This is a genomic window from Antarctobacter sp. (assembly GCF_965277915.1).
Taxonomy (GTDB): domain Bacteria; phylum Pseudomonadota; class Alphaproteobacteria; order Rhodobacterales; family Rhodobacteraceae; genus Antarctobacter.
Map to the genome: position 1 here is coordinate 2,764,683 of NZ_OZ255849.1, position 26,378 is coordinate 2,791,060.

24 protein-coding genes and 1 riboswitch are annotated in these 26,378 nt (G+C 64.7%); of the genes, 13 read left to right on the plus strand and 11 right to left on the minus strand.

Going from position 1 to position 26,378, the window contains the following annotated elements; translation table 11 throughout:
• Position 1: 1 nt before the first annotated feature.
• Genes ACQY5B_RS14265 through ACQY5B_RS14275 form a run of 3 tightly spaced genes read right to left on the minus strand, consistent with a single transcriptional unit; the run spans position 2 to position 2,295 of the window.
• A complete protein-coding gene (locus ACQY5B_RS14265; RefSeq protein WP_420324754.1) occupies positions 2-565 on the minus strand; it encodes a TRAP transporter small permease in 564 nt (187 codons plus the stop codon).
• A 15-nt stretch (positions 566-580) separates the two neighbouring features.
• Entirely contained in the window at positions 581-1,552 is a 972-nt protein-coding gene (locus tag ACQY5B_RS14270; protein WP_420324753.1) for a TRAP transporter substrate-binding protein, read from the minus strand.
• The gene (locus tag ACQY5B_RS14275; RefSeq protein ID WP_305971635.1) at positions 1,549-2,295 is read right to left on the minus strand and encodes a GntR family transcriptional regulator; all 747 of its coding nucleotides are present in this window, start codon (positions 2,293-2,295) and stop codon (positions 1,549-1,551) included. The genes ACQY5B_RS14270 and ACQY5B_RS14275 overlap by 4 nt, the downstream gene beginning before the upstream one ends.
• 100 nt (positions 2,296-2,395) lie before the next feature.
• On the opposite strand from ACQY5B_RS14275, the gene uxuA reads away from it, so the two are divergent.
• A complete protein-coding gene (uxuA, locus tag ACQY5B_RS14280) occupies positions 2,396-3,604 on the plus strand; it encodes a mannonate dehydratase (protein WP_420324752.1) in 1,209 nt (402 codons plus the stop codon).
• Positions 3,601-5,067, plus strand: coding sequence for a mannitol dehydrogenase family protein (locus tag ACQY5B_RS14285; protein WP_420324751.1), 1,467 nt, complete (start codon positions 3,601-3,603; stop codon positions 5,065-5,067). Before uxuA ends, ACQY5B_RS14285 begins: the two co-directional genes overlap by 4 nt.
• 54 nt (positions 5,068-5,121) lie before the next feature.
• On the opposite strand, the gene ACQY5B_RS14290 is transcribed toward ACQY5B_RS14285, so the two are convergent.
• The 4 genes from ACQY5B_RS14290 to ACQY5B_RS14305 form a co-directional block, all read right to left on the minus strand.
• A complete protein-coding gene (locus ACQY5B_RS14290) occupies positions 5,122-6,477 on the minus strand; it encodes a TRAP transporter large permease (protein ID WP_305971632.1) in 1,356 nt (451 codons plus the stop codon).
• 3 nt (positions 6,478-6,480) lie between these two features.
• Positions 6,481-7,794: a TRAP transporter small permease subunit gene (locus ACQY5B_RS14295; protein ID WP_420324750.1), complete on the minus strand. Its 1,314-nt coding sequence runs from the start codon at positions 7,792-7,794 to the stop codon at positions 6,481-6,483.
• Between the two features lie 86 nt (positions 7,795-7,880).
• Positions 7,881-8,981 (minus strand): TRAP transporter substrate-binding protein DctP, encoded by a 1,101-nt coding sequence (dctP, locus tag ACQY5B_RS14300; RefSeq protein ID WP_305971630.1) that lies wholly within the window; start codon positions 8,979-8,981, stop codon positions 7,881-7,883.
• A gap of 224 nt (positions 8,982-9,205) precedes the next feature.
• Complete coding sequence (locus ACQY5B_RS14305; RefSeq protein ID WP_420324749.1) at positions 9,206-10,840, minus strand: tetratricopeptide repeat protein; 1,635 nt, start codon at positions 10,838-10,840, stop codon at positions 9,206-9,208.
• A 186-nt stretch (positions 10,841-11,026) separates the two neighbouring features.
• Between ACQY5B_RS14305 and ACQY5B_RS14310 the strand changes: the two genes are divergently transcribed.
• Positions 11,027-12,937 (plus strand): hypothetical protein, encoded by a 1,911-nt coding sequence (locus tag ACQY5B_RS14310; protein ID WP_420324748.1) that lies wholly within the window; start codon positions 11,027-11,029, stop codon positions 12,935-12,937.
• 599 nt (positions 12,938-13,536) lie between these two features.
• On the opposite strand, the gene ACQY5B_RS14315 is transcribed toward ACQY5B_RS14310, so the two are convergent.
• The 4 genes from ACQY5B_RS14315 to ACQY5B_RS14330 all read right to left on the minus strand — a co-directional run bounded on the left by ACQY5B_RS14315 (position 13,537) and on the right by ACQY5B_RS14330 (position 18,584).
• Complete coding sequence (locus ACQY5B_RS14315; protein WP_371931813.1) at positions 13,537-13,779, minus strand: hypothetical protein; 243 nt, start codon at positions 13,777-13,779, stop codon at positions 13,537-13,539.
• A 317-nt stretch (positions 13,780-14,096) separates the two neighbouring features.
• Positions 14,097-15,854 (minus strand): S8 family serine peptidase, encoded by a 1,758-nt coding sequence (locus ACQY5B_RS14320; protein WP_420324747.1) that lies wholly within the window; start codon positions 15,852-15,854, stop codon positions 14,097-14,099.
• Between the two features lies 1 nt (position 15,855).
• Entirely contained in the window at positions 15,856-16,911 is a 1,056-nt protein-coding gene (locus tag ACQY5B_RS14325; protein WP_420324746.1) for a phosphatase PAP2 family protein, read from the minus strand.
• A 26-nt stretch (positions 16,912-16,937) separates the two neighbouring features.
• Positions 16,938-18,584 (minus strand): AfsR/SARP family transcriptional regulator, encoded by a 1,647-nt coding sequence (locus ACQY5B_RS14330; protein ID WP_420324745.1) that lies wholly within the window; start codon positions 18,582-18,584, stop codon positions 16,938-16,940.
• 234 nt (positions 18,585-18,818) lie between these two features.
• Positions 18,819-18,921: riboswitch (TPP riboswitch) on the plus strand.
• A gap of 59 nt (positions 18,922-18,980) precedes the next feature.
• Here ACQY5B_RS14330 and thiD point away from each other — a divergent pair.
• From thiD to ACQY5B_RS14380, 10 genes are read left to right on the plus strand one after another with little or no spacing between them, the layout of a single operon-like run.
• Positions 18,981-19,784, plus strand: coding sequence for a bifunctional hydroxymethylpyrimidine kinase/phosphomethylpyrimidine kinase (thiD, locus tag ACQY5B_RS14335; protein ID WP_420324744.1), 804 nt, complete (start codon positions 18,981-18,983; stop codon positions 19,782-19,784).
• Entirely contained in the window at positions 19,781-20,749 is a 969-nt protein-coding gene (locus ACQY5B_RS14340) for an FAD-dependent oxidoreductase (RefSeq protein ID WP_420324743.1), read from the plus strand. Before thiD ends, ACQY5B_RS14340 begins: the two co-directional genes overlap by 4 nt.
• Entirely contained in the window at positions 20,746-20,943 is a 198-nt protein-coding gene (gene thiS / locus ACQY5B_RS14345) for a sulfur carrier protein ThiS (RefSeq protein WP_420324742.1), read from the plus strand. Before ACQY5B_RS14340 ends, thiS begins: the two co-directional genes overlap by 4 nt.
• A 1-nt stretch (position 20,944) precedes the next feature.
• On the plus strand, positions 20,945-21,715 hold the full coding sequence (locus ACQY5B_RS14350) for a thiazole synthase (protein WP_420324741.1): 771 nt from the start codon (positions 20,945-20,947) through the stop codon (positions 21,713-21,715).
• Positions 21,712-22,308, plus strand: a complete 597-nt coding sequence (locus ACQY5B_RS14355; RefSeq protein ID WP_420324740.1) for a thiamine phosphate synthase — start codon at positions 21,712-21,714, stop codon at positions 22,306-22,308. The genes ACQY5B_RS14350 and ACQY5B_RS14355 overlap by 4 nt, the downstream gene beginning before the upstream one ends.
• A complete protein-coding gene (locus ACQY5B_RS14360) occupies positions 22,305-23,288 on the plus strand; it encodes a HesA/MoeB/ThiF family protein (RefSeq protein ID WP_420324739.1) in 984 nt (327 codons plus the stop codon). Before ACQY5B_RS14355 ends, ACQY5B_RS14360 begins: the two co-directional genes overlap by 4 nt.
• Positions 23,285-24,220 (plus strand): ABC transporter substrate-binding protein, encoded by a 936-nt coding sequence (locus tag ACQY5B_RS14365; RefSeq protein ID WP_420324738.1) that lies wholly within the window; start codon positions 23,285-23,287, stop codon positions 24,218-24,220. Before ACQY5B_RS14360 ends, ACQY5B_RS14365 begins: the two co-directional genes overlap by 4 nt.
• The gene (gene tenA, locus ACQY5B_RS14370) at positions 24,217-24,888 is read left to right on the plus strand and encodes a thiaminase II (RefSeq protein ID WP_420324737.1); all 672 of its coding nucleotides are present in this window, start codon (positions 24,217-24,219) and stop codon (positions 24,886-24,888) included. Before ACQY5B_RS14365 ends, tenA begins: the two co-directional genes overlap by 4 nt.
• Positions 24,885-25,610 carry an ABC transporter ATP-binding protein gene (locus ACQY5B_RS14375; RefSeq protein ID WP_420324736.1) on the plus strand — a complete coding sequence of 242 codons (726 nt, stop codon included), beginning with the start codon at positions 24,885-24,887 and terminating at the stop codon, positions 25,608-25,610. Before tenA ends, ACQY5B_RS14375 begins: the two co-directional genes overlap by 4 nt.
• On the plus strand, positions 25,607-26,359 hold the full coding sequence (locus ACQY5B_RS14380) for an ABC transporter permease (protein WP_420324735.1): 753 nt from the start codon (positions 25,607-25,609) through the stop codon (positions 26,357-26,359). Before ACQY5B_RS14375 ends, ACQY5B_RS14380 begins: the two co-directional genes overlap by 4 nt.
• The last annotated feature ends 19 nt before the right edge of the window (positions 26,360-26,378 follow it).

A 26,378-nucleotide genomic window follows, 5' to 3' on the forward strand; every position in this document is an offset into this window, starting at 1 on the left:
ATCACTCCTCCTCGGGACGGTGAGGTTTGCCGTCTTCGGTGCCGGACAGCATCCCGATGACACGAAGCACGGCAAAGACGGCCAGCCCGACCAGCATCAGCCAGACGGTGAAATGAACAAAATCCATGCGGATACCCAGCGCGGGAGAGGTCTGCATCTTGCCGATGGAGACATAGCGCCAGGCGTGCGACAGCAGGAAGATGGCCAGCCCGGCGGTGGCCACTGCTGCCAACAGGCGCAGCATCCAAGGCAGCGGCGTGGGCAGCGCCTCGCTGATGACATCCACGTTCACCAGGTCGCCCGACCGCATCGCGGCCCCGGCGCCAAAGGCCACCATGTAGAGCAGCGCGTAGCGGGTCAGTTCCTCGGTCCAGACCGGCGAGGTTCCCGCCAGCCGCCCGATGACCTGGACCAGCACGGCCCCCATCAGCACCGCAAAGCCCAGCCCCGCCCCTATGCGGGCAAGCAGGACAACGGCCCGGATAAAGCGATCGACGTGTTTCACCGTATACCCCTTGTCAATCAGGCCGGCGCCACGCACCCGCGGCACCGGCCAGGTTTTCATGCGAACGCGCGGGTCTTACTGCGCGAACAGCTCTTCGACGATCGGCTTGATCTCGTCGTTGACGTTGGCCAGGACGGCATCCTTGGCTGCGGCCTGGAAGGCTGCCGCATCGACGTCGACAAAGGTCATGCCTTGCGACTCGAGGAAGGCGCGGTCATCTGCCAGGCTCTTCTCGAACAGCTCACGCTCGTAGGCCTGCGCACGCTTCGCCGCTTCCATGACGGCTTCCTTGTCGGCATCCGACAGCTTGGCCCAGGTGGATTCCGCGATGGTCAGGTAGATCCAGGACCGGACGTGGTCGGTCAGGTTGACGTGGCTTTGGACCTCGTAGAACGACGCCGAACGGATCAGGGCCAGCGGGTTTTCCTGCGCCTCGATGGTGCCGTTCTGCAGCGAGGTGAAGACCTCGGAGAAGGCCATCGGGCCGGGGTTGGCGCCCAGCGCCTTCCAGACGTCCACGAAGAGCGGCACGTTCGGAACGCGCATCTTGAGGCCGTCCAGGTCAGCGGGGGTGGTGATCGGCCGGTTCGAGGTCAGGTCGCGCGCGCCGCGGGCAAAATAGGCGATCGGGCGGATCTGCACCTTGTCGACGATCTGCGCCTTGATGTCGTCGCCCACAGGGCCGGCAGCAAAGGCATCCATGTCCTCGATGGTCTGGAAGGCATAGGGAACCGCCAGCAGTGCGGCCATCGGCGCCCAGTTCTGCAGGCTTTCGCCGGTGATCGTCATGTCGACCGTGCCCAGCTGCATGCCGTTGATCAGGTCGATTTCCTTGCCCAGCGACTCGTTCGGGAACACCTCGACGCTGATGCGACCGTCGGTCAGCGCCGACAGTTCCTCGCCGAACTTGACGCTGGCCTTGTGCCAAGAGTTGTCCTCGTTCGCGAGGTGGCCCAGCTTGAGCGTCATTTCCTGCGCCGCGACCGGGGCTGCGACCATGGCCGCCACGGCTGCGGCGATTGCGGTCATCCTGAAACCAAAAGTCATCCCTGTTCTCCTCCTTGGATGGGTGCGTTCACCGGTTGCGGCAAGTCGCCGTCCGGCAGTTCGAAATAGGCGGCATTGGCCGCCACTATCTGCGGCAGGTCGCTGAGAACCTCGCGCAGGTGATACCGGACCGCCGAGTTGGCGCCGGTGACGTCGCCCTGCTCGATCTGGTCCACGATGTCGTGATGTTGCGCGATCAGCTTGCGCAGCGGGAAATGACCCAGCGACAGGAAGCGGACCCGGTCCATCTGCGCCTTCAGCCCCTCGATCTGTTTCCAGGCGCCGCGCTTTCCGGCCGCTTCGGCCAGGGTGCGGTGAAACAGCTCGTCGAGATCGATGAAATCATTGGGGTCGCCGCCTTCGGCCTCTTCCTGCCGGGCCAGTTGCGCGCGCAGCTCGGCAATAACCGCAGGGTCGGGCGAGCGCGCAAGGATCTTGGCGATATCGGCTTCGATCGCCTCACGCAGGAACCGCGCGTCCAGCACTGCAGAATAGCCGATACGGCTGACGATGGTGCCGCGCTGCGGCAGGACGGCCAGCAACCCCAGGTCGGCGAGGCGGATAAAGGCCTCGCGCACGGGCTGGCGGCTGACGTCATAGGTGCGGGCGACCTCGGACTCGGACAGCCTGTCGCCGGGCTTCAGGTCGTTGTGGATGATCCGCTCGCGCAGAATCCGCAAGACCTGCCGCGAAATCGGCAATGTCGGATCAAGTTCCCAGGTTCCGCTGCCCTCGGCATTCATGATTCGCTGTCCTCCCGGCCGCTGACTACCATACTTCCATACTAGCCAGCAATCATGAAGGATGATAGAGAGCCGCAATACTTCAACGCGGGAGGACATCATGAAGCAGACCTGGCGCTGGTTTGGTCCCAAGGACCTTGTGACAACCGATGACGTGGCGCAGGCCGGGGCCGAAGGCATCGTATCGGCCCTGCACCACGTCCCCACCGGCACCGTCTGGAGCCGCGACGAGATCGCAAGACGACAGGCAGAGATCGCGCGCCTCTCCGATGGCAACCCCTCGGGGCTGGACTGGGCCGTGGTGGAAAGCCTGCCGGTGTCCGAGGACATCAAGAAACAGCAGGGCGACTGGCGGCAGCACATCGCCAACTACAAGGAAAGCCTGCACAATCTGGCGGCCTCGGGGATCGAGGTGATCTGCTACAACTTCATGCCGGTGCTGGACTGGACCCGCACCGACCTGGCCTGGCGCCTGCCCAGCGGCGCCACCTGCATGCGGTTCGACCTGACCGATTTCGCGGCCTTCGACCTGCATATCCTGGCGCGTGACAACGCCAAGGAAGACTATGACGCCGAGCTGCAAGAGGCCGCCGCGCGCCGCTTTGCCGGGATGTCCGACGAGGCAAAGGAGGCGCTGGCCGGAAACGTCGTCTACGGTCTGCCCGGGGCGGCAGAGCGATTCTCGCTCGAGGACGTGCGCGCGCACCTGGCCGAATACGCCGCCATGAGCGAAGCCACCCTGCGCAGCCACCTGGTCGACTTCCTGTCTGAGGTCGCACCAGTCGCACAAGACCTGGGGCTGCGGCTGTGCTGCCACCCGGACGATCCGCCTTTCCCGCTGTTGGGCCTGCCGCGCATCATGTCGACAGAACCGCAGTACCGCGCGGTGATGGAGGCGGTCGACCTGCCCGCCAACGGCATCACGCTGTGCTCCGGCTCGCTCGGGGCGCGCCCCGACAACGACCTGCCGGGCATGATGGAGCGGCTGGGCGACCGGGTGCACTTCCTGCACCTGCGCAACGTCAAACGCGAGACGCCGGATCTGCGCGGGTCCTTCCACGAGGCAGAGCACCTGGGCGGTGACACCGACATGGTGGCCCTTGTCGAGGCCGCCCTGAAGGAAGAGGCCCGCCGCAAGGCCGAGGGACGCGCCGACTGGTCCATCCCCTTCCGCCCCGACCACGGGCAGGACATCCTCGATGACCTAGGTCGCAAGGCACAGCCGGGCTATCCGTCGATCGGGCGCCTCAAGGGGCTGGCGGAACTGCGCGGCATCATTGCCGCGCTGTCGCCCCGGGTGGTGGCATGACCCGTCTCGGCACGCTTGACCAACTGGCACAGGGGGTCCGTCGGCCCGACTATGACCCGGCCGCCCACGGGCCCGGCATCGTCCACATCGGACTGGGCGCCTTTCACAAGGCGCATCAGGCGCTCTATACCGATGACGCCCTCGCGTCGGCGGGTGGCGACTGGCGCATCACCGGCGTCAGCCTGCGCAGCCTGGAACCGGCCGCGGAACTGAAACCGCAGAACGGGCTGTACACCCTCATCGAACGTGGCGTCGAAGGCAGTACGGCGCGGATCATCGGCGCCATCGACCGCGCGCTGAGCCTGTCCACCGACCGGCGCGCGGTGCTGGACGCGCTGTGCGATCCGGCCACGCGCATCGTTTCGCTGACCGTCACCGAAAAGGGCTACGGCATCGACCGGGCCACGGGCGGAATTGACCGCAGCCACCCGGCAATTGCCGCGGACCTCGCAGATCCGGATGATCCGCAGGGTGTCGCCGGCCTTCTGGTCTGGGCATTGGCGCAACGGCGGCAGGCCGGCGCGCCGCCCTTTACAGTGCTCTGCTGTGACAACCTTCCGGAAAACGGCACGCTCGTCCGGTCGCTGCTGGTTGATTTCGCCCGAGAAACTGCGCCGGATCTGGCCGATCACATAGCCAACGATGTCGCCTTCCCCTCGACGATGGTTGACCGCATCACCCCGGCCCGCACCGAGGCGACGCTGGCTTTGGCCCGCGAGATGACAGGGGTGGAGGATCGCGGCGCCATCGAATGCGAGAGCTTTCGCCAATGGGTGATCGAGGATCGCTTTCCCTATGGCCGCCCGGCGTGGGAGGCCGGCGGCGCGGTTTTTGTCGAGGATGTCCGTCCCTTCGAGAACATGAAGCTGAGGATGCTGAACGGCGCCCATTCCATGCTGGCTTATGCCGGTTTCTTGGCCGGTCACAGGTACGTCCGCGACGTGATGGGCGATCCCGCGCTGGCGGCTCTGATTCGACGGCACCTGGCCGCCGCATCTGCCACCCTGCCGCCCCTGCCCGGCGTGGACCTGACTGTTTACGCCAAGGACCTGGCCGCGCGGTTCGCCAACCCGCACCTCGGGCATGAAACCTACCAGATCGCCATGGACGGGACCGAGAAGATGCCGCAGCGCATCTTTGCCGCCGCCTGCGACGCGAGGGACCGCAAGCAGGGACTGGCCCCCTTCGCCTTCGCCACCGCTGCCTGGATGCGTTACACGCTGGGCCGCGACGAAGCGGGCAAGACCTATGACCTGCGCGACCCCAGGTCCGCCCTGCTGACCCCGCCGCCCGATGTTCCGGTCACGCCCGAGGGCCTCCACGACCGCTTGACTGCGATCCCCGACCTGATCCCCGCGCGCCTGACGGAGGCGCCCGGATGGCGCGATGCGGTGATCGCGCGGCTGGCTGTCATGCTGGATCAGGGCATGCGCCCGGCCATCGAGGCCGAAGCGTCGCGCTGACCGTCAAACGCGAAACGGCCCCGCCTTTCGGGCGGGGCCGTTGTCTTCAGGGCATCAGCCGTAGACCAGCCTTGGCAGCCAGGTGATGATCTCTGGCACCGTCATGCACAGCACCAGCCCGACGATCTGCAGGAACAGGAACGGCAGCGCCGACTTGAAGATGTCGGTCATCGGGATGTGATCCGGGGCCACCCCACGCAGGTAGAACAGCGCGTAACCGAAAGGCGGCGACAGGAACGACATCTGCATGTTCACCAGGTAGAGCACGCCGAACCACAGCACCAGGTCCTCGGGGCTGTCGAGGCCAAAGGCGGCCGCGCCGAGCGCCTTGATGATCGGGACGAAGATCGGCACGCAGAGCAGCAGGATGCCGACCCAGTCCAGGAACATCCCCAGGATCACCAGCAACACCTGCATCAGGATCAGGATGCCCCAGGGGCCCAGCCCCGTGGCCGCCAGCGCGTCCTGCACGAACTGCTGCCCGCCTTCCAGCACGTAGAGCCCGACAAAGATCGTCGCGCCGAACATGATCCAGATGACCATCGCGCTGGCCTTGAGCGTCGTGGTGCAGGCCTCGCGCACCGTCGGCCAGTCCAGCTTGCGGTGGATGGCGGCGACGATGAAGGCGCCAAAGGTGCCGATGCCCGCCGCCTCGACCGGGGTCGCCACGCCGGAAAAGATGATGCCCAGCACCACCACGACCAGCGTGATCGGCGCTGCCATCTTGCCGACGAGGCGCAGTTTCTCGGCGTTGGATACCCGTTCTTCGACCGGGATTGCCGGACCCAGCGCCGGATTGATGTAGCACCGCAGTGTGACGTAGAGGATGTACATCCCCGACAGCAGCAGGCCCGGGATGACCGCGCCGATGAACAGCTCACCCACCGATTGTTCGGCGACCACCGCATAGATGATGGCCAGGATCGATGGCGGGATCAGGATGCCCAGCGTGCCGCCGGCCATGATCGAGCCCATCGCGATCTTGGGGTCGTACTGGCGCTTCAGCATGGCCGGCAGGGCGATGATGCCCATCGTCACAACCGCCGCGCCGATCACGCCGACCATCGCCGCAAGGATCGTCGAGGCGATGATCGTGGCCGAGGCCAGTCCCCCCTTCACCCCGCCGAGGACCTTGTAGATCACGTCGAACATGTCGTTGATGATCCCTGCCCTCTCCAGCATCGCGGCCATGAAGATGAATAGCGGGATCGCCGAGAGTTGATAGTTGGTCATCAGCGGGAAGATCCGGCTGGGCACGATGTTCAGCGCCCGTGCGTCCCCCAGGACAAAGAGGAAGACACAGGCCAGCCCCCCGGTGACGAAGGCCAGTGGCAGACCTGCCATGAGCAGCGCCAGAAGGCTGCCGAACATGATGAGCGTCAGCCACTCGATTCCGATTTCGATACCCATGCCTCAATTCCCCCGCGCGATTTCACGGATGTCTTTCGAGACTTTCGAGATGCCCTGCAGCACCAGCAAAAGCCCACCCATCACCATGACCCATTTCATCGGCCATAGCGGCACTTCCCACTCGTTGAAGCTGATCTCGCCCCAGCGGATGTTCGGATCGGTCCATTGATCCAGACCAAAGCCGCCGACCATCTCGCCAAAGGAGATCTGTCCGCGCGCCCAGTCCGAGACCACCGCATTGCCGGAGGGCACCGCGATCGCGTCCATCGCAAAGATCCAGGACGTCACCAGCAGCGTGCCGGCGAAGATGAAGAAGAAGATCGAGGTCAGAAGATCGACCCAGGCCTTTTTCGGCTTGGTCAGCGGGGCATAAAAGATGTCGACCCGCACATGGCTTTCGGTCAGCATCGCGTAGGCACCCGCGATCAGGTATTGCATCCCGAACATCAGGTACATCGCCTCGTGCGCCCAGTTGGTCGGCGACCCGAAGACATAGCGCGCGATCACCTCGTAATAGTAGACGAAGACCGCGATCACCGCCCAGTAGGCGACGAACTCGCCGCAGAACAGCGACAGCCGGTCGATCCAGTTCTGCGCATAATCGCTGTCGTGCTTGGGCCCTTCCTCGGCCTCGGCGGCCATTAGCGCCTTTTCGGCTTCCGACATTTCCTCGTGCGGTGGCAGGGCCTCGTTCGCGCGCCGCACCAGCATGGGCATCAACACGAAATCCAGCGCCAGCAGGGCCAGGATGAGATACAGTCCGTACCCCGCCGCGCTATCCCAGAAGGCGCGCGTTTCGGCGGCCTCATCGCGCAAGGGAGTGATATCCTCTTGCGTCGCACGGGCATCGGTCAGGCGTTCCTCGCCCTTGGACACCGTGTCCTGTGCCCTTTGCAGGCGGCGCTCGGCACTGCGCTTGGCAAAGCTGCCTTCCTCCGCCTCGTCAAAGGCAGCCTGAAGGTCCGCCATTCCGGCCCGCGCCTCTTCGACGCGGCTCTCTTCGCGGTCAAGCACCCGCTGCGCCACGCGCAACTGGTTCTCGTAGTCCGACAGGACCGAGCGTGCATCCTGCGTCTGCCCGTTGGCAAAGAGGATGAACAGGAAGATCGGGATATAGACCAGTCCCAGCAGGTTCTTGAGGTAGAAGCGATGCAGGCCGATGATCCCGCCGGTGACGCCGATCATGTAGGCCAGCGGCAAGGTATAGCGTTTTTCGGCCCTCTGGGGGCGTCGCGACAGGACCATCGCGATGATGGGAAAGACGATCAGCCCCACCCAGTAGAGCCAATGTGGAAGCGTGAAGCTGAGACCGGGCATTGACGGTCCTCATGGTTTGGCATGACAAGGAAAGCGCCCGGCACACGTCTGGCGCCGGGCGGAAACGATCTTTGCGGTCGAACCGATCAGAGCTTGAGTTCAAGCCCCTGGGTCAGCGCCGGATCCACATAACCCAACGAGCCGGACATCATGTAGTCCAGCTGGATCTTGAAGACGCGCGCAGCCTGCGGATCGCGGTTCGCGTAGTCGAACCAGACCGGAACGGCGACCTCGGTCATCAATTCCACGTCGTCCTGCGTCAGGCGCGTGACCTCGGTGCCGTCGGCCTCGAACTTGGCCCATGCGTCCTGGTCGGCCTTCTGGATCGCGGCATGGTGCATGTCGGAATAGACATGCGTTTCCATTTCGACGAACTGCTTCATCTGCGGGCTCAGCGCGTCCCAGGCGGCCTGGCCCACGGTGATGTCCATGATGTCGACCGGCTGGTACAGCGACATGAAACCCGGAGGGCCCATGACGATGTAATCCGTCACCTGGCTGAAACCGAGCGCGTAGTTGACCGCCGGCCCAACGTAGTCGGCCACATCGATCGTGCCCTTTTCCAGCGCCGGGAAGATTTCCGAGCCGGGCAGAACAGTGGTTTCGGCGCCGATCTGGGTAAAGATCTCGGCCACCATGCCGCCGGGCAGACGCATCTTGCGGCCCGCGAAGTCGTCGATCGAGCGGATCGGCACCTTGGAGTGGATGATGTTCGGGCCGTGGTGAACGGGCCCCACGAAATGCATGCCCTGCGCGGCGTAAAGCTCGCGCGCGATGTCGATACCGCCGAGCCCGTAGTAAAAGACATCGAATTCATGCGGGTTGCGCAGGCCCAGAGGGATCGAGGTCAGGAACGTGGCCGCCGGAATGATGCCCTGCGCGTAGATCGTAAAGGGGTTCACCGCGTCCAGAACGCCGTTCTTGACCGCGTCGTACAGCTGAAAGTCCCCCACGACGTCATTTGCGCCAAAGGGCTGGAACGCCAGTTCGCCGCCGGTCTTTTCCTCGATGGTTGCGCACCAGTCCTTGAAAATCTGCAGGCCGGCGCCGCCGGGCCAGCTGGTCTGGATCTTCCAGGTGGTGGTCTGACCCTGCGCCGTTGCGAGATGCGGGGCCGCAAGAGTTGCCGCGCCGGCACCAGCCAAGGTGCGCAGCGCTGCGCGCCGCGTTGAGATATTTCGTGTCATCTTCGTCCTCCCATTTATCCAGGCGCCCGATCATGACGGAACCGGGCTCCCTAGGGGCAACTCTAAGTCCGCCCCATGAAATTGGTAATATTTTCTTTCCGAAACCGCAAAGAAATCTTCGACACATTCTGAATATCATAGGTATAGCTGCACCCCGGCAAGGGCTGCCCCACAACGCTCGGCGAAAAAAATCCTCAAAATGCCAACGGGTTAATCCTGGCCTGTCAGGCCACCCGAGACCGGCAAAGACAGCTTGCCCGGATCGGCACATCTGCCCGTGCGAGGGCGACGTCGAGCGCCGCCCTGACATGAGCACGCTCCACCGTCTCGCCGCGCCGGGTCAGGCATTCGTCCAAGCCATGCAGCGCCCAGACGTTGCGCGGATGCTGGCTTGGACGCGGCAAGGCACCGTCAAGACCAAGATCGGCCCGATAAACCGCCTCGGCCTCGGCGTAGTGTCCGGCATCCATCAGCAAGGCGCCCAACGCGTGCCGCGTGGGCTGCGGCCAGGACCAGGGCTCTTCGTATTGCAGCCCGTCATCCAGTGCGACCGCCTCGCGCAAGCGGGCCAGACCCTCCTCGTACCGTCCAGCCTTGTAGGCGACCTCGCCCAGCATCATCTGCTCGGCCACTGCCAGAACGTCGCGCGCGGTGTTGTTGAACAACATCCGCTCCTCCGGGACCAAGGCATAGGCATCGGCAAAGGCCTCTGTTGCGGCCGCCGCCGCGTCGTGCCGCCCCAGGTTGGCCAGCGCGACAGCCCTGGCGTAGAGGATCAGAGCATTGGTCGTCGTGTAAAGTTCGGTGTCCTCGGGCAATTCCAGGTCCAGCACATGGGACCACATGCCGAAGCGGATGTAGACATGCGGCAGGGCCGCCACGAATGTCTCGAACAGGTCGGGATAGACCCGCACCACCTCGTCCGGCACCTCGGCGCGCAAACGTATGGCCGCGTCCAGGGCCGCCGCCTTCTGCCCGAGGAACATCGCCCCGTAGAGTGCAAAATGCAGATTGTGGATGCGGTAAAGCGCGTAGAAATTCGCGGCCCCCGACCGCCTCTTGAAGGTCTCGTCTACCCTTGCCGCGGCGAGGTTGCGCGACAGCACGTTCTGGTAATCGCCGCACAGCACGTCGATGTGCGTTGCCATATGCACCAGGTGCCCCGCGTCCGGCACCAACCCCGTCAGGCGGTCACCGTGTGGCAGCGCCCGTTCCGGATGCGGCGACATTTCCATCAGGTGGATATACATGTGCAGCAGCCCGGGATGGTCCCAGGCACCCGGCACCTGGTCAAAGGCCCTGTCCAGCACCGCCATCGCTTCGGTGGTCGATGCCTCCGGGTTTGGCTCACCGCGATGATGGTCCCAAAGCTGCCAGGGGGTACGGTTCATCATCGCTTCGGCATGCACAAAGATGACATCCAGATCGTCAGGAAACCGCGCATAGACCGGCTGCATCGCGGCGGAAAACCCGTCGTTGAACGGCTGGTAATCCTCGATGCCCGGGTCCTGCGGATAGCGCGCGGCCAACGCCTCCAGCAGGGCCCGTTCGACCGGCGCCGCCCCTTCCACCGCCAGCCCGGCGGCCAGTGCCGCATGGGCGCGGGCCAGGGCCGGCGTCTTTTCCTCCGGGGTAAAAACCTCCCACGGCTTGTTGTAATTCGGCCCTATGGCATAGGCGATGCCCCAATGGGCCAGCGCACACGCCGGGTCGGCCGCCAGCGCCCTTTCAAAGCAAAGAATCGCCTCTTCGTGGTTGTAGGCAAACAGCCAGACCAGTCCCCGGTCCAACCAACGCTGCGCCTCTGGAACGGTCACGACCGGACGGCCATAGGTTCCGAGATCATAGTAATCCGACATGGCCCCTCCTGCTGCCGGATCATCATAGCAGGATTCCCGGAAACCGGGACAAAGACGCGCCCCGACAGCCGCGGCGAAAAAATCTCATTTTTTTCGGGATATCCACCAAGGACGCGGGCAGGTGATGCGTCGTAGACTCGGACCACGGCCTTTCAGCCGTCCGCGAATGACGAGGAGTCGACGACCATGACCAAATCCATTTTCCTGCCCGCACTGCTGGCAACAACCTGCCTTGTTTCCACCGCCCTTGCCTCTCCGCAGATCACCCGGATCGAACTGGGACAAGCCGGGATCGCCCGTTACACCTTTATCGCGCCGACAGAGGGCAACACGCTGTCTTTTGACGTGCCGATGCGCGATTCCGACGACGTGCTTGCCTCGCTCGTCGTGCGAGATCCTTCGGGCGGCGTCATCGACCTGCAGACCGACACGCCCGGCAGCAGCCTTGCGGCGCTGGCGGACACCATCTTTGCCGGCGGTGTACCGCGCACGACAGAGGGGATGGTGCGGGCCATGATCGGTGAGACGCTGGAGGTCACCACCGCACGCGGCGCCTTCACCGGGCGAGTCATGGGCGTGGGCGAAACCCAGATCGTCGAAGAAGGCAAGGACGTGACCCGCACCACCGTCCTGATGCTGACCGAGGACGGCGTGCAGGACATCGTGCTGACCCCCGGTGCCCAGGTCACCTTTTCCGAGGAGGTCGCGGCACAACTGGCCCGCGCGATGGATGCCGACCGGCGCGATAGCAAGACCCGGCGTTTCGACCTGACGCTGGAGGCCGCGGACGCTCGCGACGTGCACCTGTCCTATGTGACTGAGGTCGCGGCCTGGAAGAATTCCTGGCGGCTGCTGCTGGACGAAGGCCGGTTCCAGGGCTGGGCCACGGTCGAGAATGTCTCGGGGCAGGATTGGGACGACGTGGCGCTGACGCTGACCACCGGCTCTCCCGTCGCCTACCGGCGCGAACTGATCGACCCGCTGTATATTGCGCGGAACGATCCCCCCTCGGGTCCGCGTCCGATCAAGGCGGCGCCCGACTTGGGCGTCCGGGCATTGGCCGCCCCCGCCGCAGAAGCCGCTTATGCCCCCGCGGTCAAGGAAATGCTGGCGCTCGATCTTGCCAAACCCTCTGGCACGGCCCGCGCAGGCGAGGCCCTGAGCGGCGCGGGCATCCTGCGCTATGCCATGCCGCAGCCCGTCGACCTCGAAGATGGGCGCACCGCCAACCTGATGTATTTCGACATGGCAATCGAACCCGAGATCCGGGCGCTGTACCGCCCGCAAAAGACCGGCAAACAGGTGCTGATGGCCGCTTCGCTGCAGGCCGATCAGGCGCTGGCGCCGGGCCTGGTCTCTGTTCAGGATGCCAATGGTTTCGTGGGCGACGCGCCCTTTACCGGCATGTTGGCCGGGCAAAGCCGCCTCTTGCCCTTTGCCGAGGCCACGGGCGCCGTGGTCAACACCGACCGCCGCCAGACCCAGCGCATTTCCGCGATGATTTCCGGCGGAGAGCAGGTGACCGTCAACCTGATCACCCTGCGCACGACCCGCTATGACGCCACCGTGCCGGAAGAAGCGACGCTCTTCTCGGTCGAGCATCCCGGCGGTTTCGGAGAACTCGACCGTGCGCCGGGCAAGGTGGAACGGGGCGACGGTTTCATCCGGGTGACCGTGCCCGTCGAGGCGGGCGAGGTCTCGTTGGACGTCGTGGAACGGTCCGTCAGCCGCCGCCAGTATTCGCTGGACTCGGGTGACTTCGAGCGGTTGGTGCTGGATGTGCGCGCCGGGCGGATCGCGGTCGACGCGCCCCTGGGCGAAAGCTTTGACACCGCGCATGACCTGCTGCGCCGCGCCCGTGCCATCCAGCAGGAGATTTCCTCTCTGGAAGACCGCCAGCGCGAATTGTCGAGCGAACAGGGCCGCCTGCGCGCGAACCTCGACGCGGTCGAGGTCGAGACCCTGCGCAACCGCTACATCGAGGCTCTGGACAGCACCGAGACTGAAATCGTCGCTGCCGCGGACAAGCTTGACACCATGCGTGGCGAACTGCGGACAGTCGGGACCGATCTGATCGCACTCTTCGATCCCAAGTAACGCAAAACGGCCGCCGGCCTCTTGCAGGGCCGGCGGCCGCCATCCTGAGCGACGCCGTGATGCTTTTGCCGACGATTGAGCCGGGTTCCGGGCCGTTCCGGGGGTGTCAGGTGCCCCAGATCGGGACCGACCCCACGCCCGGCACAAGGTTGCGCGGGGCGGCGCTGCAGGTTGCTGGAACGTGGCCCGCCTCGCCACCAACCGAACGGGTCGACCCGTTGGGAAGCTTAATGCTGGCCCATGCCAACAGCTGGCCTACCCCGGCATCGCCTGAGACCTGCCGCCCGTGCGGATCTACGTCCACCACTCCTGCAGTACCGCGAGAAACGCGATCGCGGCCTTACGCTAGCAGCCCCCGCTGACTTTGCGCGGCACTTGACCGCTGCAACCGCCCGCCCAGCTACACAAGACAAGAGTTCTGCGCATCGAGTGACTGCGCAACACGCGCCCATGGGCATAAACACCAGCCGGAGGCCGGTCGCGGCAGGATGCAAGACCCGTGGCGGGCCAGGTGCCCTCCATCGGGCACATCCTCTGGTCGTTGCTTCAGGCAAAAGAAAAAGGGGGCCTCGTGGCCCCCTTTTGTCCGAACATCCAGATCACCTTGTGGAAACGACTGGCGGACTGGACGTCATCGCGTCGTGAACGGCCCGCTGGAAGGTTGCTTTCTTCCGGTCGATCAACTCGATCCGGGTCTTCCGGTTGCTGGGCTTTTCATTCTGGATCTGGACGATTTCGGCCAGCGTGTAGACGCCGGGCGGCAGGCCCAGTTGTTTCGCCATCAAGTCGACGGTTTCATTTGCGAATGCCGGTCCGGAAATGGCGAACATGGTGGCGATCAAAGCAGCTTTCGTGAACATTGTACTTCCTCCAGGCTTATGAGTTGGGTGACACACAGGCTTCTGCGCGTATCTCCATTCAACCATGGAGGCAGGAACGGACTGTCAAAGGGGTGTCAAACAGGTGTGAAAACAATGCGAAACGTGCCGTGAGAGAGATGAAAATGCCGAATTGGTGCGTTCTCAATGGCAATAGGCGCGTCTCACAGGCCTTTTGATCGAAATACCCGTTCTCAAACGTCAATTGTCTCTGTGGGATGAACGGCCTTTGCCGGGCGATGGCCAAGGGACACCGCCCGGCAATCGCGCCGTCAAAGGGTCTACAGAGAGAGCAGCGCCTTACCCGAGACGATTTGCATGCCGTATCCGGCGTCCTGCGCGCCTTTTTCCATATCCGGCGCAGGCACCCGGGCTTTTTCAAGTTCTTCCCTGGCTTCTTTTCCGCTCAACAAACGCTCACCGGCATTACGCTGCTTTTGCTGCAGCAAGGCGAGCAAACCGGCGATCTGGCACGATGCGGCAGAGGTTCCGCCGAACACGGTGTACAGCGACCGTGGCATGACCTCGGTGTGGTACGGGATCGGCTCGTCCGGGTTGCGATCACCCGAAGTCCTGAGGACGGGGCGTTTGTCCGCCCCCTCTTCGGCAAAGTCGTCCTCTTCGCCCGCTTCGGCCGCATAACCATACTGACCGGGAATATCGATCGCCATCAGCCCGTAGGGCGAGTAAGGACCACGGTCGCCTGCTCCCTCCGGCACGCTCACGTCCATGTCCAGGTTGCGCCCGCGCCATGTGATGTCGTCGTATCGGTGGTACCGGTCGGAAACTTCCTGTGCATCGTCCGACGGCGCATAGAACAAGGTGCCTCTCGCGTCATAGCCTGCGCTATAGGATGCGTGGGCGCCCCGGGCATTGACGGCCCCCACCACGATCAGGTTTTCGGCGACCGGGCCGCCACCATCCTTGCCCGTCAGGACGAGGTTGGCCGGGTAGTCCAGCGTGTCCGACCCGCTGTTCCCTGCCGCCATCACAACCGGTATCTTTTCCGAAATGACGGACAGAAGTGTCTCGAACAGATGCTTTTCCGCGGAACGCGCGCCACCGGCTAGCAGCCTCGTGCCTCTCAAGGACAGGTCCTCGCGCAGTTCCTTCTCGGACGGCGGGCGAGACTTTCCGCCGTCCTCTTCCGTCGCGGGCAGATCGGAAACGCCGCGCGGGATCAGGATCACGTCCGCGTCGTACCCCACAGCCCAGAGAAGCGCCATGATCAGGGGCCAGTATTCGGTATTGTAGACGGTGCTGATCGGAATGATATTCGCCGTCGGATGAATGCCCGCGTAGCCGATGGCATTCGGATTGCGGTTGGCGGACCTGTCCGCGCCACTTTCGAGTGGCCGTGAGGATCCGTTCTGGCGATCACGACCTTCACCCTGGGCGGGCTCGGGTGCGGCGGAGGGCTGTGACGCATCGTTTTGTGTCGCGGCGCCATCGTCGACGCACTCCTTTTTTCCGTATCCCGCAGGGCTGGCCGCAACCAGGCCGGCGCAAGCGGTACCGTGGGCCGCGAACCTGTCAGAGGGATCAGGCAGTTCAAGGTATTTGTGCGTCTTCAGGCTATGTCCCAAGATGTCGTGAAGAACCGACCTCAACGGGTCGCCGACCGCATCGAACGCGTCTAGCACGTCCCGGTCGCCGGCGATCCACTCCTGTATACGAGGCCAGTCGTAGCCTCTCCCGGCATAGACCGCACCCTCGAGGAACCCGGTGAAATCCACCGGATGGATCAATCGCTCCGAGGCGAGATTCGGATGCTCGAAGTGGTTGGCCCCCTTGGAAGCGTCGGCCGGGCAGCTTCCGGCACAGCCGTTGTCGATGATCGCCACCGTCACGGCCGTGAACTGGCCATCTGGGTCGAAAATCTTTTTCCACTCTTCCTTTGGCTTGCCTTCGTAAGGCTCCGCGCAATCCTCTGAATCCACAGCTTCCCAAGGTTCTACAAGCAATCCAAGCGCCTGAAGATGCCAGAGGTAGAATAGACCTTCGCGGTCCTCGCAGGTCGTGCAATCACCATCGGCCATGTCAACTCCTCCCCTCGTACCACTCGCGCTGAACGGCCCGCATCTGGTAGCGGCAGGCATAGAACAGGTAGGGTGCGAACTTTCCCGCAAGCTCGACCCCGGCCTCGGTGTCGGACTTGTAGTGCAAGCCGGCGTATTCGCGGTTCTCGCCGATGCGCTGCGCGACGTGGAACAGTTCCTGCGTCGCGGTGTATTCGGGAATGGCCCGCGACAGCACCAGCGCCACGCAGGTATCCTGGAACGCGTGGTTCGAAGGATAGGACGGGTGCGGCGGGATTCCGATGAACGGCCGCAGCGCATTGTCGACATGCGAAGGCCGGGGCCGTGTATAGCGGGTCTTGTAGACATAGCCGACCCGTTCGGACAGTTGCAGCACGGTGGAGATCAAAGCGCGCGTCGCCCGATAGCCCGCCAATTCCTCGATCCCGAGGCGCCGTAGCATGTCCGTCGGATTGTTTGCCGCGACCTGGCGGATGATCTCTTTCTGACGGAATTCATCCCCACGCAGACGGTTCTGTTTGCGGTGCAGTTCGCGCACTTCTTCGCGGGTTTCCTGCATGCCCGGAGGCGGCTGCAGCGGAAGACGCTCATACGCATAGACATTCTTGCTGAGCTTCTGTTTCGCTATGTTCGACACATAGGCGTTGTGGGCCTTTGCAAGACCGGCATCCTCGTTCTTCACGGTCTTTAGCGTGTCTTCAAACTCCACTGCCGCCGTCGTTTCAATGGCGATGTCTCTCAATTGCACGAGGTCCCGCAATTCGCGCCAGGTCGAGATGACCTGATCACCGAATGCCGGAACCGGATCGCCGTTCAACGCCGGAGAGCCAGTCGGCGCCGTGCCCGCGCCCTGCGTGCTGGCGCTGAAATGGGCGTGCGCGTGGGCATGCGCGTTGAAATGCGCATGGGCATGGGCGTGGGCATGGGCGCTTGGCCCCGGCGTCGTGGCCCGCGCAAGCGGTGCAACATCCCTTTGTTCTTTTCCGTCATGGCGGAAGAGCTTCCCTCTCCGCCCAAGCCGAAGGCTGGGCCCGTCTAGGCGATGTTCTTCCGACATGGGTGGTTCCTCCGGTTTTGGGGGGGTCAACTGGCGGCCTTCTCGGCAGTGCGCAGGCCTGAAATCAGGAAGCGGCGTACATGGTCCGCGGGAACTGGCGCTGCCGGATCCTCAAGCCTGCGCCATGTGAAACCCGGGTCCCGCTTCTCGATCCTTCGATAGGTCGCTGCCGCCGAGACCAAATCCCCGGATTGGGCATAATTTGCGGCCAGGTAGCGCAGTGTCGGCAAGAAAGGCTGTGTCCCCGGGATCTGCTGGGACAAGGACATCGTCCCATATTGGATCGCCTTTTCGAAGCTACCGGACAGGGAATGCGCCATTTGCCTGAGAGAGCCGAACAGGTACTGGTAAGGGCTGTCGCGCCCAAAACGAACTGCGCGCGCCGCGGCGACTTTCGCAGTGTCGTAGTCACCGGTGTAGCAGGCAAGCGTTCCTTTGGCGTAGTGATACAAGGCAAGGTCCGGAGGGTCCGATTGAAGAGGCGCAATGAGGGCAGCGGCGCGTCCGAAGTCCCGGAAGACAAAGCTGTAGACGTGCGAAAGCAGCGAGCGTGCCAGCGGATTGTGCGGATCAGCCTCGATCGCACGGGCGGCCCAGTAATCGGCCCGCGCCCGGATCTCGTTGAGGTCGAGCACTTTGGCCTCGAGAAGATGAGCCGAAGAATAGGCGCTCCAAGCGAAGTAAGACGCCTTTGGTTGCAGATCGCACGCCTTTTCAAGCGCATGGGTCGCTTCGGCAAGGGACCGCTCCGACCGCCGCATCAGGCGATCGACGCCTTCGATGAGGTTGCGTGCAGCCTCGCGCTCGGCGGTCATCCCGCCGATCCCGGAATGAAGAAGCTTGTTGCAGATCTCGTCGACCAGTTGCGCCGTCATCTCTGACAGGAGTTCGGTTGCCAGAGCTGCCGTTTCGAGCTGGCGCTGTTTGCTCCAGATTACAAACTGGTTCTCCACCTTGAAAATCTTGAACGACAGGCTTGTCGCCGCACCAAGAGACAGGGCCTGGACCTTCAGGAACAGATCCGCAGGACGGGCCCCGGCGGCAGCGACATCACGGAAATCATGGATGTCGAAAACTTCGTAGTACCTGAGGTTCGTCGCAATCTTGTCGATCACCAGGTTGGCAACCAGTTTCGCCGTATCATCGTTCACGGACGTTAATACCGGCAGGATACCCAGGCTCAGCCGTGGTCCGTTTTCGCAGTCGGTGCCGCTGGCATGGGATACCGTCGTCCTTGCGTCGGAACCTTCCGAATTGACGCGCATTTCGGAGAGCCAGATATTGAATTGGGGATCCTTGATATCGATCCCTTCTAGGAATTCCCGTCGAGAGGCGGCATTTACGTCTGGATCGAAGTAGTCGATTTTCAGATGTTCCCGGGCCAAGAGGACCGGCCCGCCATCTGTGAGCAAGATCCGCTTTGCGTCTTGCCCGAACATGCGCCGCAATTGAGACAGGGCTTGTCTAAGGCTGTTGCGGGCTTGTTGTTCCCCCCTGTCACTCCAGAGCTTGTCTTGAAGCATGGCCCTGGAACAGGGTCGGTCACCATAAATTGCGAGGATTGCCAGCAGTCCCTTGGCCTTCTCTCCGCACGTGCCCGTCAAAATATCCCTGCCCTCTCTGTCGAGAACCTGGATCGGTCCGAAGAGCTTCAGTTCATATGTCGGTGCCATGCTTTCGACGCCTGGAAACGCTTCAATCACCCTTAGTGTAGCGCATTTGCCACGGAGCCCGAACATTTTCGTTTGCCGCGGCGCGGAATTCACACCTTTTTCACATTCGACCTCGCCATCTCGCCTGCCCGCCGGCTCCAGAGGCAAAGCGCCGTCATCGGTTTGGGGAACAGGTCAATTGGTTCCGGGATTATCCCCCGGTTGCCACTGCCGCGGCGAGGCGCTACGGTGCCGCCAAATCCGTTGGGGTGCCCTGCAACAGGGCTGAGAGGCATCGCGCCGACCCATCGAACCTGATCCGGGCAATGCCGGCGTAGGGAACGGAGATCGCGCACGCAGGCAAACCGCCTGCCCGTTTTCCAGTCTCTTCCCGCGTGCCCTTGTGCGGAGGAGAAAATGGAAAAGGTCGCGAAACTCCTGATCGTTGCAGGCTCTGACAGCGGTGGAGGCGCCGGCATTCAGGCTGATCTCAAGGCCGCCTCGGCGCTTGGCGTCTACGGTGCCACGGCGATCACGGCCGTCACCGCACAGAACACGGTGGGCGTTCAATCCGTCGCGACGCTGGCCCCAGAGATGGTGGCGGCGCAGATCCGCTCGGTGCTCGACGACATTGACATCGACGCGGTGAAGATCGGGATGCTGGGCACGGTCGACATCATCGAAGCGGTGGCGCAAGCCTTGCAGGGCTTCGCCGGTCCTGTGGTGCTGGACCCGGTGATGGTTGCGAAGTCGGGGGATGCTCTGCTGGACGCGTCGGCGGTCACGGCGTTGCGCGATCACCTGCTGCCCCGCGCAACGATGCTGACCCCGAACTTGCCCGAGGCCGCCCGGCTTCTGGAACACGATCCCGCAACCACGTCTGAAAGGATGGAAGCGCAAGGCGCGGCGCTGCGAGCGCTCGGGCCGGACGCGGTGCTCATGAAAGGCGGCCACGCCGAAGGTGAAACCTGCCGCGACCTGCTGGTGACAGAGGCTGGTTTCACCGCTTTCGAGGCGCCGCGCCTTGCCACACGCAACACCCATGGCACAGGCTGCTCCCTGTCCTCGGCCATCGCGGCCGAAATGGCCAAGGGCGCTGCACCAGAGGCCGCCGTCCGCCGCGCGCATGGCTGGCTGCACGGGGCCATCGCGGCGGCGGACCGGCTGGAGGTCGGACGCGGTCACGGGCCAGTGCACCATTTCCACGAGGTCTGGGCATGAGCGCGGAAGTCACGATCCTGGGCGCCGGGGTCTCGGGGCTCTGCGTCGCGCATGAATTTGCGGACAGGGGCGCGGCGGTCCGCATCCTCGACACTGCGGGCGGGCCCGGTCCTGAATGCTGTTCCTGGTGGGCTGGCGGAATGCTGGCCCCGTTCTGCGAAGGCGAAGCAGCGGAAGAGCCCGTGACACGTCTGGGCGCGCAAGCCGCGGACTGGTGGCAGGCGGCTGGCGTGCCGGTGGCGCGGGATGGAACGCTGGTGGTCGCCCTTGGCCGTGACCGGGGAGAGTTGGACCGTTTCGCCCGACGGACGGAGGGGCATCGGCGCCTTGATGGCCAGCAACTCGCCGCGCTTGAGCCGGAACTTTCTGGGCGGGTCTCTGGCGGTCTTCACTTTGTCCAGGAGGCGCATATTGATCCGCGGACCGCGCTGGGCACCTTGCGACAGGGCCTTGCTGCACGCGGTGTTTGTGTCGCGGCGAACGGCGACCTGAACGGCACCGTGATCGATTGCCGGGGCCTTGCCGCGCGCGACCGTCTGCCAGAGTTGCGTGGCGTTCGTGGCGAGATGGCGGTGCTGCGCGCGCCGGAGGTCACGCTGCGCCGGACGGTGCGGATGCTGCATCCGCGCCACCCACTCTATCTCGTGCCGCGGGGGGACGGTGTCTACATGCTGGGCGCCACTCAGGTCGAGGGCGACGGGCGAGGCCCCCCTACCCTGCGTTCGATGGCGGAACTGCTGAACGCCGCCTATGCCCTGCACCCGGCCTTTGCCGAGGCCGAGGTGCTGGAGATCGGCGCCGATGCGCGCCCCGCCTTTCCCGACAACCTGCCGCGGATCGTCCCGCAGGGCGACCGCATCCATGTCAACGGCCTGTTCCGGCACGGCTTCCTGCTGGCCCCTGCGATGGCGCGGATGGTGGCAGGGCTGGTGCTGGACGGCGAGCCCCCGGAGTTCCTGCAATGAAGATCATCTTGAACGGCGCGGCCACCCATATCGCGGCGACCGACCTTGCCACGGCCCTGGACGAACTTGGTTACGGGCAGGCCCGCGTGGCGACCGCGGTGAACGAAACCTTCGTGCCAGCAGCGGCACGCGCGCAGCAGCCCTTGGCCGAAGGCGACCGGCTGGAAATCCTCGCGCCCCGGCAGGGAGGCTGACATGCCTGTTTTCTACGGAACCGAAATCGCATCCCCCCTGATGCTGGGCACGGCTCAGTACCCCTCTCCCGCGGTGCTGGCCGAGGCGTTTCACCGCTCCGGCGCGGGCGTCGTGACGGTGTCGCTCCGGCGCGAGGCAGCGGGCGGTAACGGCCAGGGGTTCTGGGACTTGATCCGTGGCCTGGGTATCCCCGTCCTCCCCAACACCGCCGGCTGTCATTCTGCACGTGAGGCCGTGACAACCGCCCATATGGCGCGCGAGATCTTTGGCACGGACTGGATCAAGCTCGAGGTGATCGGCCACGCGGACACGCTGCAGCCCGATCCCTTCGAGCTGGTCGAAGCGGCGCGGATCCTCTGCGCGGACGGCTTCAAGGTCTTTCCCTACACGACCGAGGACGGGATCCTTGGCGGTCGCCTGTTGGAGGCGGGCTGCGAGGTCCTGATGCCCTGGGGCGCCCCCATCGGTACCGGGCTGGGTCTGAACAACGTCTACGGCCTGCGCACCCTGCGCGCGCAGTTTCCCGAGATACCGATGGTGATCGATGCGGGGCTAGGCCTGCCCAGCCAGGCGGCACAGGCGATGGAGTTGGGCTTTGACGCCGTGCTGCTGAACACGGCGGTGGCCAAGGCCGGCGATCCTGCGGCCATGGCCGAGGGGTTCGCCCGCGCGCTGGAGGCCGGACGGCTGGCGCGCTCTGCCGATCCGATGGAACCGCGCGACATGGCCGCCCCCTCTACCCCCGTGCTGGGACTGGCGGTGCTGGAATGACGCTGGATCGCTTTTATCCGATTTTCGATCACCCCGACTGGCTGGAACGGGCGCTGCCCCTCGGCGTCAAGCTGGTGCAACTGCGGGTGAAGGACCGCCCCGAGGCCGACCTCCGCGCGCTCATCGAACGATCGCGCGATCTCTGCCGGGCGGCGGGTGCGGTGCTTGTGGTCAACGATCACTGGCAATTGGCGGCGGAGTTGGGCTGCGACTGGGTGCACCTGGGGCAAGAGGACCTAGACACCGCCGACCTGCAAGCGATCCGCGCCGCCGGGCTAAAGCTGGGCATTTCCACCCATGACGAGGCCGAACTGGCCCGTGCGCTGGATTGTGGGCCGGATTACGTGGCGCTGGGGCCGGTCTGGCCGACCATCCTGAAAAAGATGAAGTGGCACGAACAGGGTCTTGACCGCGTGACCGACTGGAAGCGCCGGGTTGGCGACCTGCCGCTGGTGGCCATTGGCGGGCTCTCGACCGCCCGCGCGCCGCAGGCCTTTGCAGCCGGGGCCGACATAGTCTCGGTCGTGACGGATATCACCCTGAACGCCGACCCCGAGACACGCATCCGCGAATGGATCGAGGTGACGCGATGACCCGCTACATCCGGCAGATCGCGGTACCGGAACTGGGCGCGGCGGGACAGGATCGGCTACGCGCGGCCTCTGTTCTGGTGGTGGGAGCCGGCGGGCTGGCGGCACCGGTTCTGCAATACCTTGCCGGTGCCGGGGTCGGGCATCTCCGGCTGGTCGATCCCGATCACGTGGACGAAAGCAACCTGCACCGGCAGACGGTCTTTCGCGCGGGGGACCTCGGCCAGCCAAAGGCCACAGCCGCGGCAAAGGCGCTGGACGGGCTGAACCCTGATTGCCGGATTGAACCGGTGACTGTCGCGCTTGATCCGGGCAACGCCGCGGCGCTGGCAGCGGGCGTGACGCTGGTGCTGGACTGCGCCGACAGTTTCGCCGCCAGCTACATCCTGTCGGAACTCTGCCAGGAACTCGGGTTGCCGCTCATCAGTGCTTCGGTCACCGGGACAGAAGGCTATTGCGGCGGTTTCTGCGGCGGGGCGCCCTCTCTGCGCGCGGTCTTCCCCGACCTTCCCGAGCGGCTGGGCTCCTGCGCCGAAGACGGTGTGCTGGGCCCGGTCGTCGGGGTCATCGGCAGTCTGCAGGCCCAGATGGCGCTGACCGTGCTTGCAGGGATCGGCCCCTCACCGCTGGGCCGGGTCACAAGCTATGACGGGCTGGCGCATCGGTTCGGCGGATTCTCGTTCGTCGGTGCGCCCGAACCGGACAGCTGTTTCCGCTTCATCAGTCCCACCGCCATCGCACCCGGCGATTTCGTCGTGGATTTGCGCGCGCCCGACGAAGGGCCGCTTGTCCGCGACGGTGCCTTGCGCCTTGCGACCGATGACCTCGGCCCGGACGGCCCGGTGCCCGCCCCCGGCCAGCGCGCGGTGCTGTGCTGCCGCTCGGGCCAACGTTCCTGGACCGCGGCCGAACGGCTTTCGCGCGTCTGGGACGGAGAAATAACCCTCGTCGCCCTTGGCGACCAAACCGGAGCGACCTCATGAGAGTCCTGACCCTGCTGTTCTGCCTTTGCGCCGCACCTGCCACGGCTGCCGACAAGATGACCCTTGTTCTCGACTGGTTCGTGAACCCCGATCACGGGCCGATCATCATTGCCAAGGAAAAGGGCTATTTCGCCGATGCCGGTCTGGAGGTGGAAATCGTGGCCCCGGCCGACCCCGCAGACCCGCCCAAAATGGCGGCGGCCGGCAAGGCCGACCTCGCCATCTCCTACCAGCCGCAATTGCACCTGCAAGTGGCGGAAGGTCTGCCGCTGAAACGCGTCGGCACGCTGGTCGCCACGCCGCTGAACTGCCTGCTGGTCCTCGACAACGGTCCAATCGCGGAAATCGCGGACCTCAAGGGCCGCAAGGTCGGCTTCTCGGTCGCCGGTGTCGAAGAGGCGCTGTTGTCGGCCATGCTGGCCCCTGCCGGTCTCGGGATGCAGGATATCGAGCTGGTCAACGTCAACTGGGCGCTCTCGCCCTCTATCATGTCGGGGCAAGTGGACGCGGTCATCGGCGCTTTCCGGAATTTCGAACTGAACCAGATGGAGATCGAGGGCGTCGACGGCCGCTGTTTCTACCCCGAGGAAGAAGGCGTCCCCGCCTACGACGAGTTGATCTACGTCGCCAACCCCAACCGGATGGACCTCGAGAAGATCGACCGGTTCCTGGCGGCCACCGAAGAGGCCGTGCAGTACATCGTCAACCATCCGCAGGAAAGCTGGGAAATCTTCGCCGCCTCCTCTGCCGAACTCGACGACGAATTGAACGCGAGGGCTTGGCAGGACACGCTTCCGCGCTTTGCCCTGCGCCCTGCCGCGCTGGACACCGGCCGCTATGCCCGGTTCGAGCGGTTCCTGAAGTCGGTGGATCTGATCGAAGAGATCAGGCCTGTTTCGGACCTCGCCATCATGACGGATGCGGATCAATGAGTTACGGTCGTACCTTCCCCCTGTGGCGCGCCGCAGCGGGTGAGAACTGGCAGAACTATACCCGCCACTCCTTTGTCGAAGGGCTCTCTGACGGGAGCCTGCCGCGCGATGCCTTCCTGCATTATCTTGTTCAGGACTACGTCTTTCTCGTCCATTTCGCACGGGCCTGGGCGCTGGCCGTCACCAAGGCCGGAACAATAGAAGAGATGCGCGCCTGCGCCGCGACGACACAGGCGCTGATCGACGAGGAAATGCTGCTGCACGTGCAGACCTGCGCTGCGGCGGGGATCGACGAGGCGACCCTGCAGGCCGCCGAGGAACGGCCGGAAAACCTCGCCTATACGCGCTACGTTCTGGACGCGGGTCACGCCGGTGACTTCGCCGATCTGTTGTCAGCCCTGGCGCCCTGCGTGCTGGGCTACGGCGAAATCGGGGCGCGGCTGGCCAACGAGACCCCATCGGACACCTATCGCGACTGGATCGGCACCTATGGCAGTGCCGACTACCAGGCGCTGTGCGCCGATGTCGGCGCGCTGATCGACGGCGCGGTGGCGCGCAGGCTGGGTCCCGCGCCCGAGGACAGCCCGCGCTGGCCCGACCTCTGCCGCCGCTTTGCCACGGCGACGCGGCTGGAAATCGGGTTCTGGGACATGGGGTTGGCCCCGTGAAGCCACCGGGCCTTGCCTTCTCCGGTCGCGTCACTGTGGGCGACACTGTCCTGCTCGGCCCCGTTGCGGTGCGGGCAGAGCCGGGACGTTGGACCTGCCTGCTGGGACCTTCGGGGATGGGCAAGTCCACCCTGCTGCACTGCCTGGCCGGCCTGACCGACGGCTTGACCCTCGACGGGCGGATCGAGACCGGTGACGGGCGTCCCCTGGCCGGGCGCGTGGCCTTGATGGCGCAGTCCGACGGCCTGCTGCCCTGGCTCACCGTGGCCCAAAATGTGACGCTTGGCGCGCGAATGCGCCGCGAAGCGCCTGACCGGGACCGCGTCCGCGCTCTGCTGGCCCGCGTCGGCCTGACCGATCTGGCCGGACGCAAGCCGCACGCTCTGTCCGGCGGGCAACGGCAACGCGCGGCCCTGGCCCGGACTCTATACGAGGACCGACCGGTGGTGCTGCTGGATGAACCGTTCTCTGCGCTCGACGTGGCGACACGGGCGCGGATGCAGGACCTGGCCGCAGCCGAACTGGGCGGTCGGACGGTCCTTCATGTCACCCACGACCCGGCAGAGGCCGCAAGGCTGGGTGAACGCATCCTGATCCTGACCGGAGGGGGCATCGAGACGATCGACCCGGAAAGCGCCGCGCCGATCCCCCGCGTGCCCGACGATCCGGACACCCTTTCAACAACCGGATGCCTTACCCGCCTGTTGCTGGAGGTCGCATGAACCTGTTGCGCATCGGCCTGCCGCTGCTGATCGGCCTCGCGCTCTGGCAAGGGATCATTCTTGCGCTCGACATGCCCTCTTTCATCCTGCCGGGGCCGCTGCGCGTGGCAGAGGCGCTATGGACCAATCGGGCATTGCTGGTCGAACATGCGGGCATCACGATAGCCGAGGTTCTGCTCGGGCTTTTGCTGGGTGCCTTTCTGGGCTGGATATCCGCAACGCTGCTTGCCCTGTCTCCCGGTGCCGCGCGGGCACTGAGGCCCTTGCTCGTCTTCAGCCAGGCCATTCCCGTCTTCGCCCTTGCGCCGATATTTACTCTCTGGTTCGGCTACGGGCTGGGGTCCAAGATCGCCATGGCGCTGCTCATCATCTACTTTCCGGTGACCTCGGCCTTCTACGATGCGCTGATCAAGACGCCGCCCGCCTGGGTCTCGCAGGCACGGATCATGGGGGCGGGTCGGGCCCGCATCCTGTGGTGTGTTCGGATGCCCGCGGCGCTGCCCGGCCTGATGTCGGGGCTGCGGCTGGCGGCGGTCTACGCGCCGATCGGGGCGATCATCGGCGAATGGGTCGGCGCCTCGCGCGGGCTGGGCTACCTGATGTTGCTGGCCAACGGACGGGCCAAGATCGACCTGATGTTCGCCGCGGTTCTGGTGGTCGCGCTCCTAACCATCCTGCTGCACCGTGCTGTTGACGCGCTGGCGCATCAAGTGGAGATGCGCCAGCAGGGTATGAAAGGAAACGGCTGAAAGGGGACCGCACCAAACG

Coding starts and splice junctions, on each gene's coding strand:
- uxuA (WP_420324752.1), top strand. CDS start 2,396: ATGAAGCAGACCTGGCGCTGGTTTGGTCCCAAGGACCTTGTGACAACC.
- ACQY5B_RS14270 (WP_420324753.1), bottom strand. CDS start 1,552: ATGACTTTTGGTTTCAGGATGACCGCAATCGCCGCAGCCGTGGCGGCC.
- ACQY5B_RS14340 (WP_420324743.1), top strand. CDS start 19,781: ATGAGCGCGGAAGTCACGATCCTGGGCGCCGGGGTCTCGGGGCTCTGC.
- ACQY5B_RS14310 (WP_420324748.1), top strand. CDS start 11,027: ATGACCAAATCCATTTTCCTGCCCGCACTGCTGGCAACAACCTGCCTT.
- ACQY5B_RS14285 (WP_420324751.1), top strand. CDS start 3,601: ATGACCCGTCTCGGCACGCTTGACCAACTGGCACAGGGGGTCCGTCGG.
- ACQY5B_RS14305 (WP_420324749.1), bottom strand. CDS start 10,840: ATGTCGGATTACTATGATCTCGGAACCTATGGCCGTCCGGTCGTGACC.
- thiD (WP_420324744.1), top strand. CDS start 18,981: ATGGAAAAGGTCGCGAAACTCCTGATCGTTGCAGGCTCTGACAGCGGT.
- ACQY5B_RS14290 (WP_305971632.1), bottom strand. CDS start 6,477: ATGGGTATCGAAATCGGAATCGAGTGGCTGACGCTCATCATGTTCGGC.
- ACQY5B_RS14275 (WP_305971635.1), bottom strand. CDS start 2,295: ATGAATGCCGAGGGCAGCGGAACCTGGGAACTTGATCCGACATTGCCG.
- ACQY5B_RS14380 (WP_420324735.1), top strand. CDS start 25,607: ATGAACCTGTTGCGCATCGGCCTGCCGCTGCTGATCGGCCTCGCGCTC.
- ACQY5B_RS14325 (WP_420324746.1), bottom strand. CDS start 16,911: ATGTCGGAAGAACATCGCCTAGACGGGCCCAGCCTTCGGCTTGGGCGG.
- tenA (WP_420324737.1), top strand. CDS start 24,217: ATGAGTTACGGTCGTACCTTCCCCCTGTGGCGCGCCGCAGCGGGTGAG.
- ACQY5B_RS14320 (WP_420324747.1), bottom strand. CDS start 15,854: ATGGCCGATGGTGATTGCACGACCTGCGAGGACCGCGAAGGTCTATTC.
- dctP (WP_305971630.1), bottom strand. CDS start 8,981: ATGACACGAAATATCTCAACGCGGCGCGCAGCGCTGCGCACCTTGGCT.
- ACQY5B_RS14355 (WP_420324740.1), top strand. CDS start 21,712: ATGACGCTGGATCGCTTTTATCCGATTTTCGATCACCCCGACTGGCTG.
- ACQY5B_RS14365 (WP_420324738.1), top strand. CDS start 23,285: ATGAGAGTCCTGACCCTGCTGTTCTGCCTTTGCGCCGCACCTGCCACG.
- ACQY5B_RS14295 (WP_420324750.1), bottom strand. CDS start 7,794: ATGCCCGGTCTCAGCTTCACGCTTCCACATTGGCTCTACTGGGTGGGG.
- ACQY5B_RS14330 (WP_420324745.1), bottom strand. CDS start 18,584: ATGGCACCGACATATGAACTGAAGCTCTTCGGACCGATCCAGGTTCTC.
- ACQY5B_RS14360 (WP_420324739.1), top strand. CDS start 22,305: ATGACCCGCTACATCCGGCAGATCGCGGTACCGGAACTGGGCGCGGCG.
- ACQY5B_RS14265 (WP_420324754.1), bottom strand. CDS start 565: ATGAAAACCTGGCCGGTGCCGCGGGTGCGTGGCGCCGGCCTGATTGAC.
- ACQY5B_RS14350 (WP_420324741.1), top strand. CDS start 20,945: ATGCCTGTTTTCTACGGAACCGAAATCGCATCCCCCCTGATGCTGGGC.
- thiS (WP_420324742.1), top strand. CDS start 20,746: ATGAAGATCATCTTGAACGGCGCGGCCACCCATATCGCGGCGACCGAC.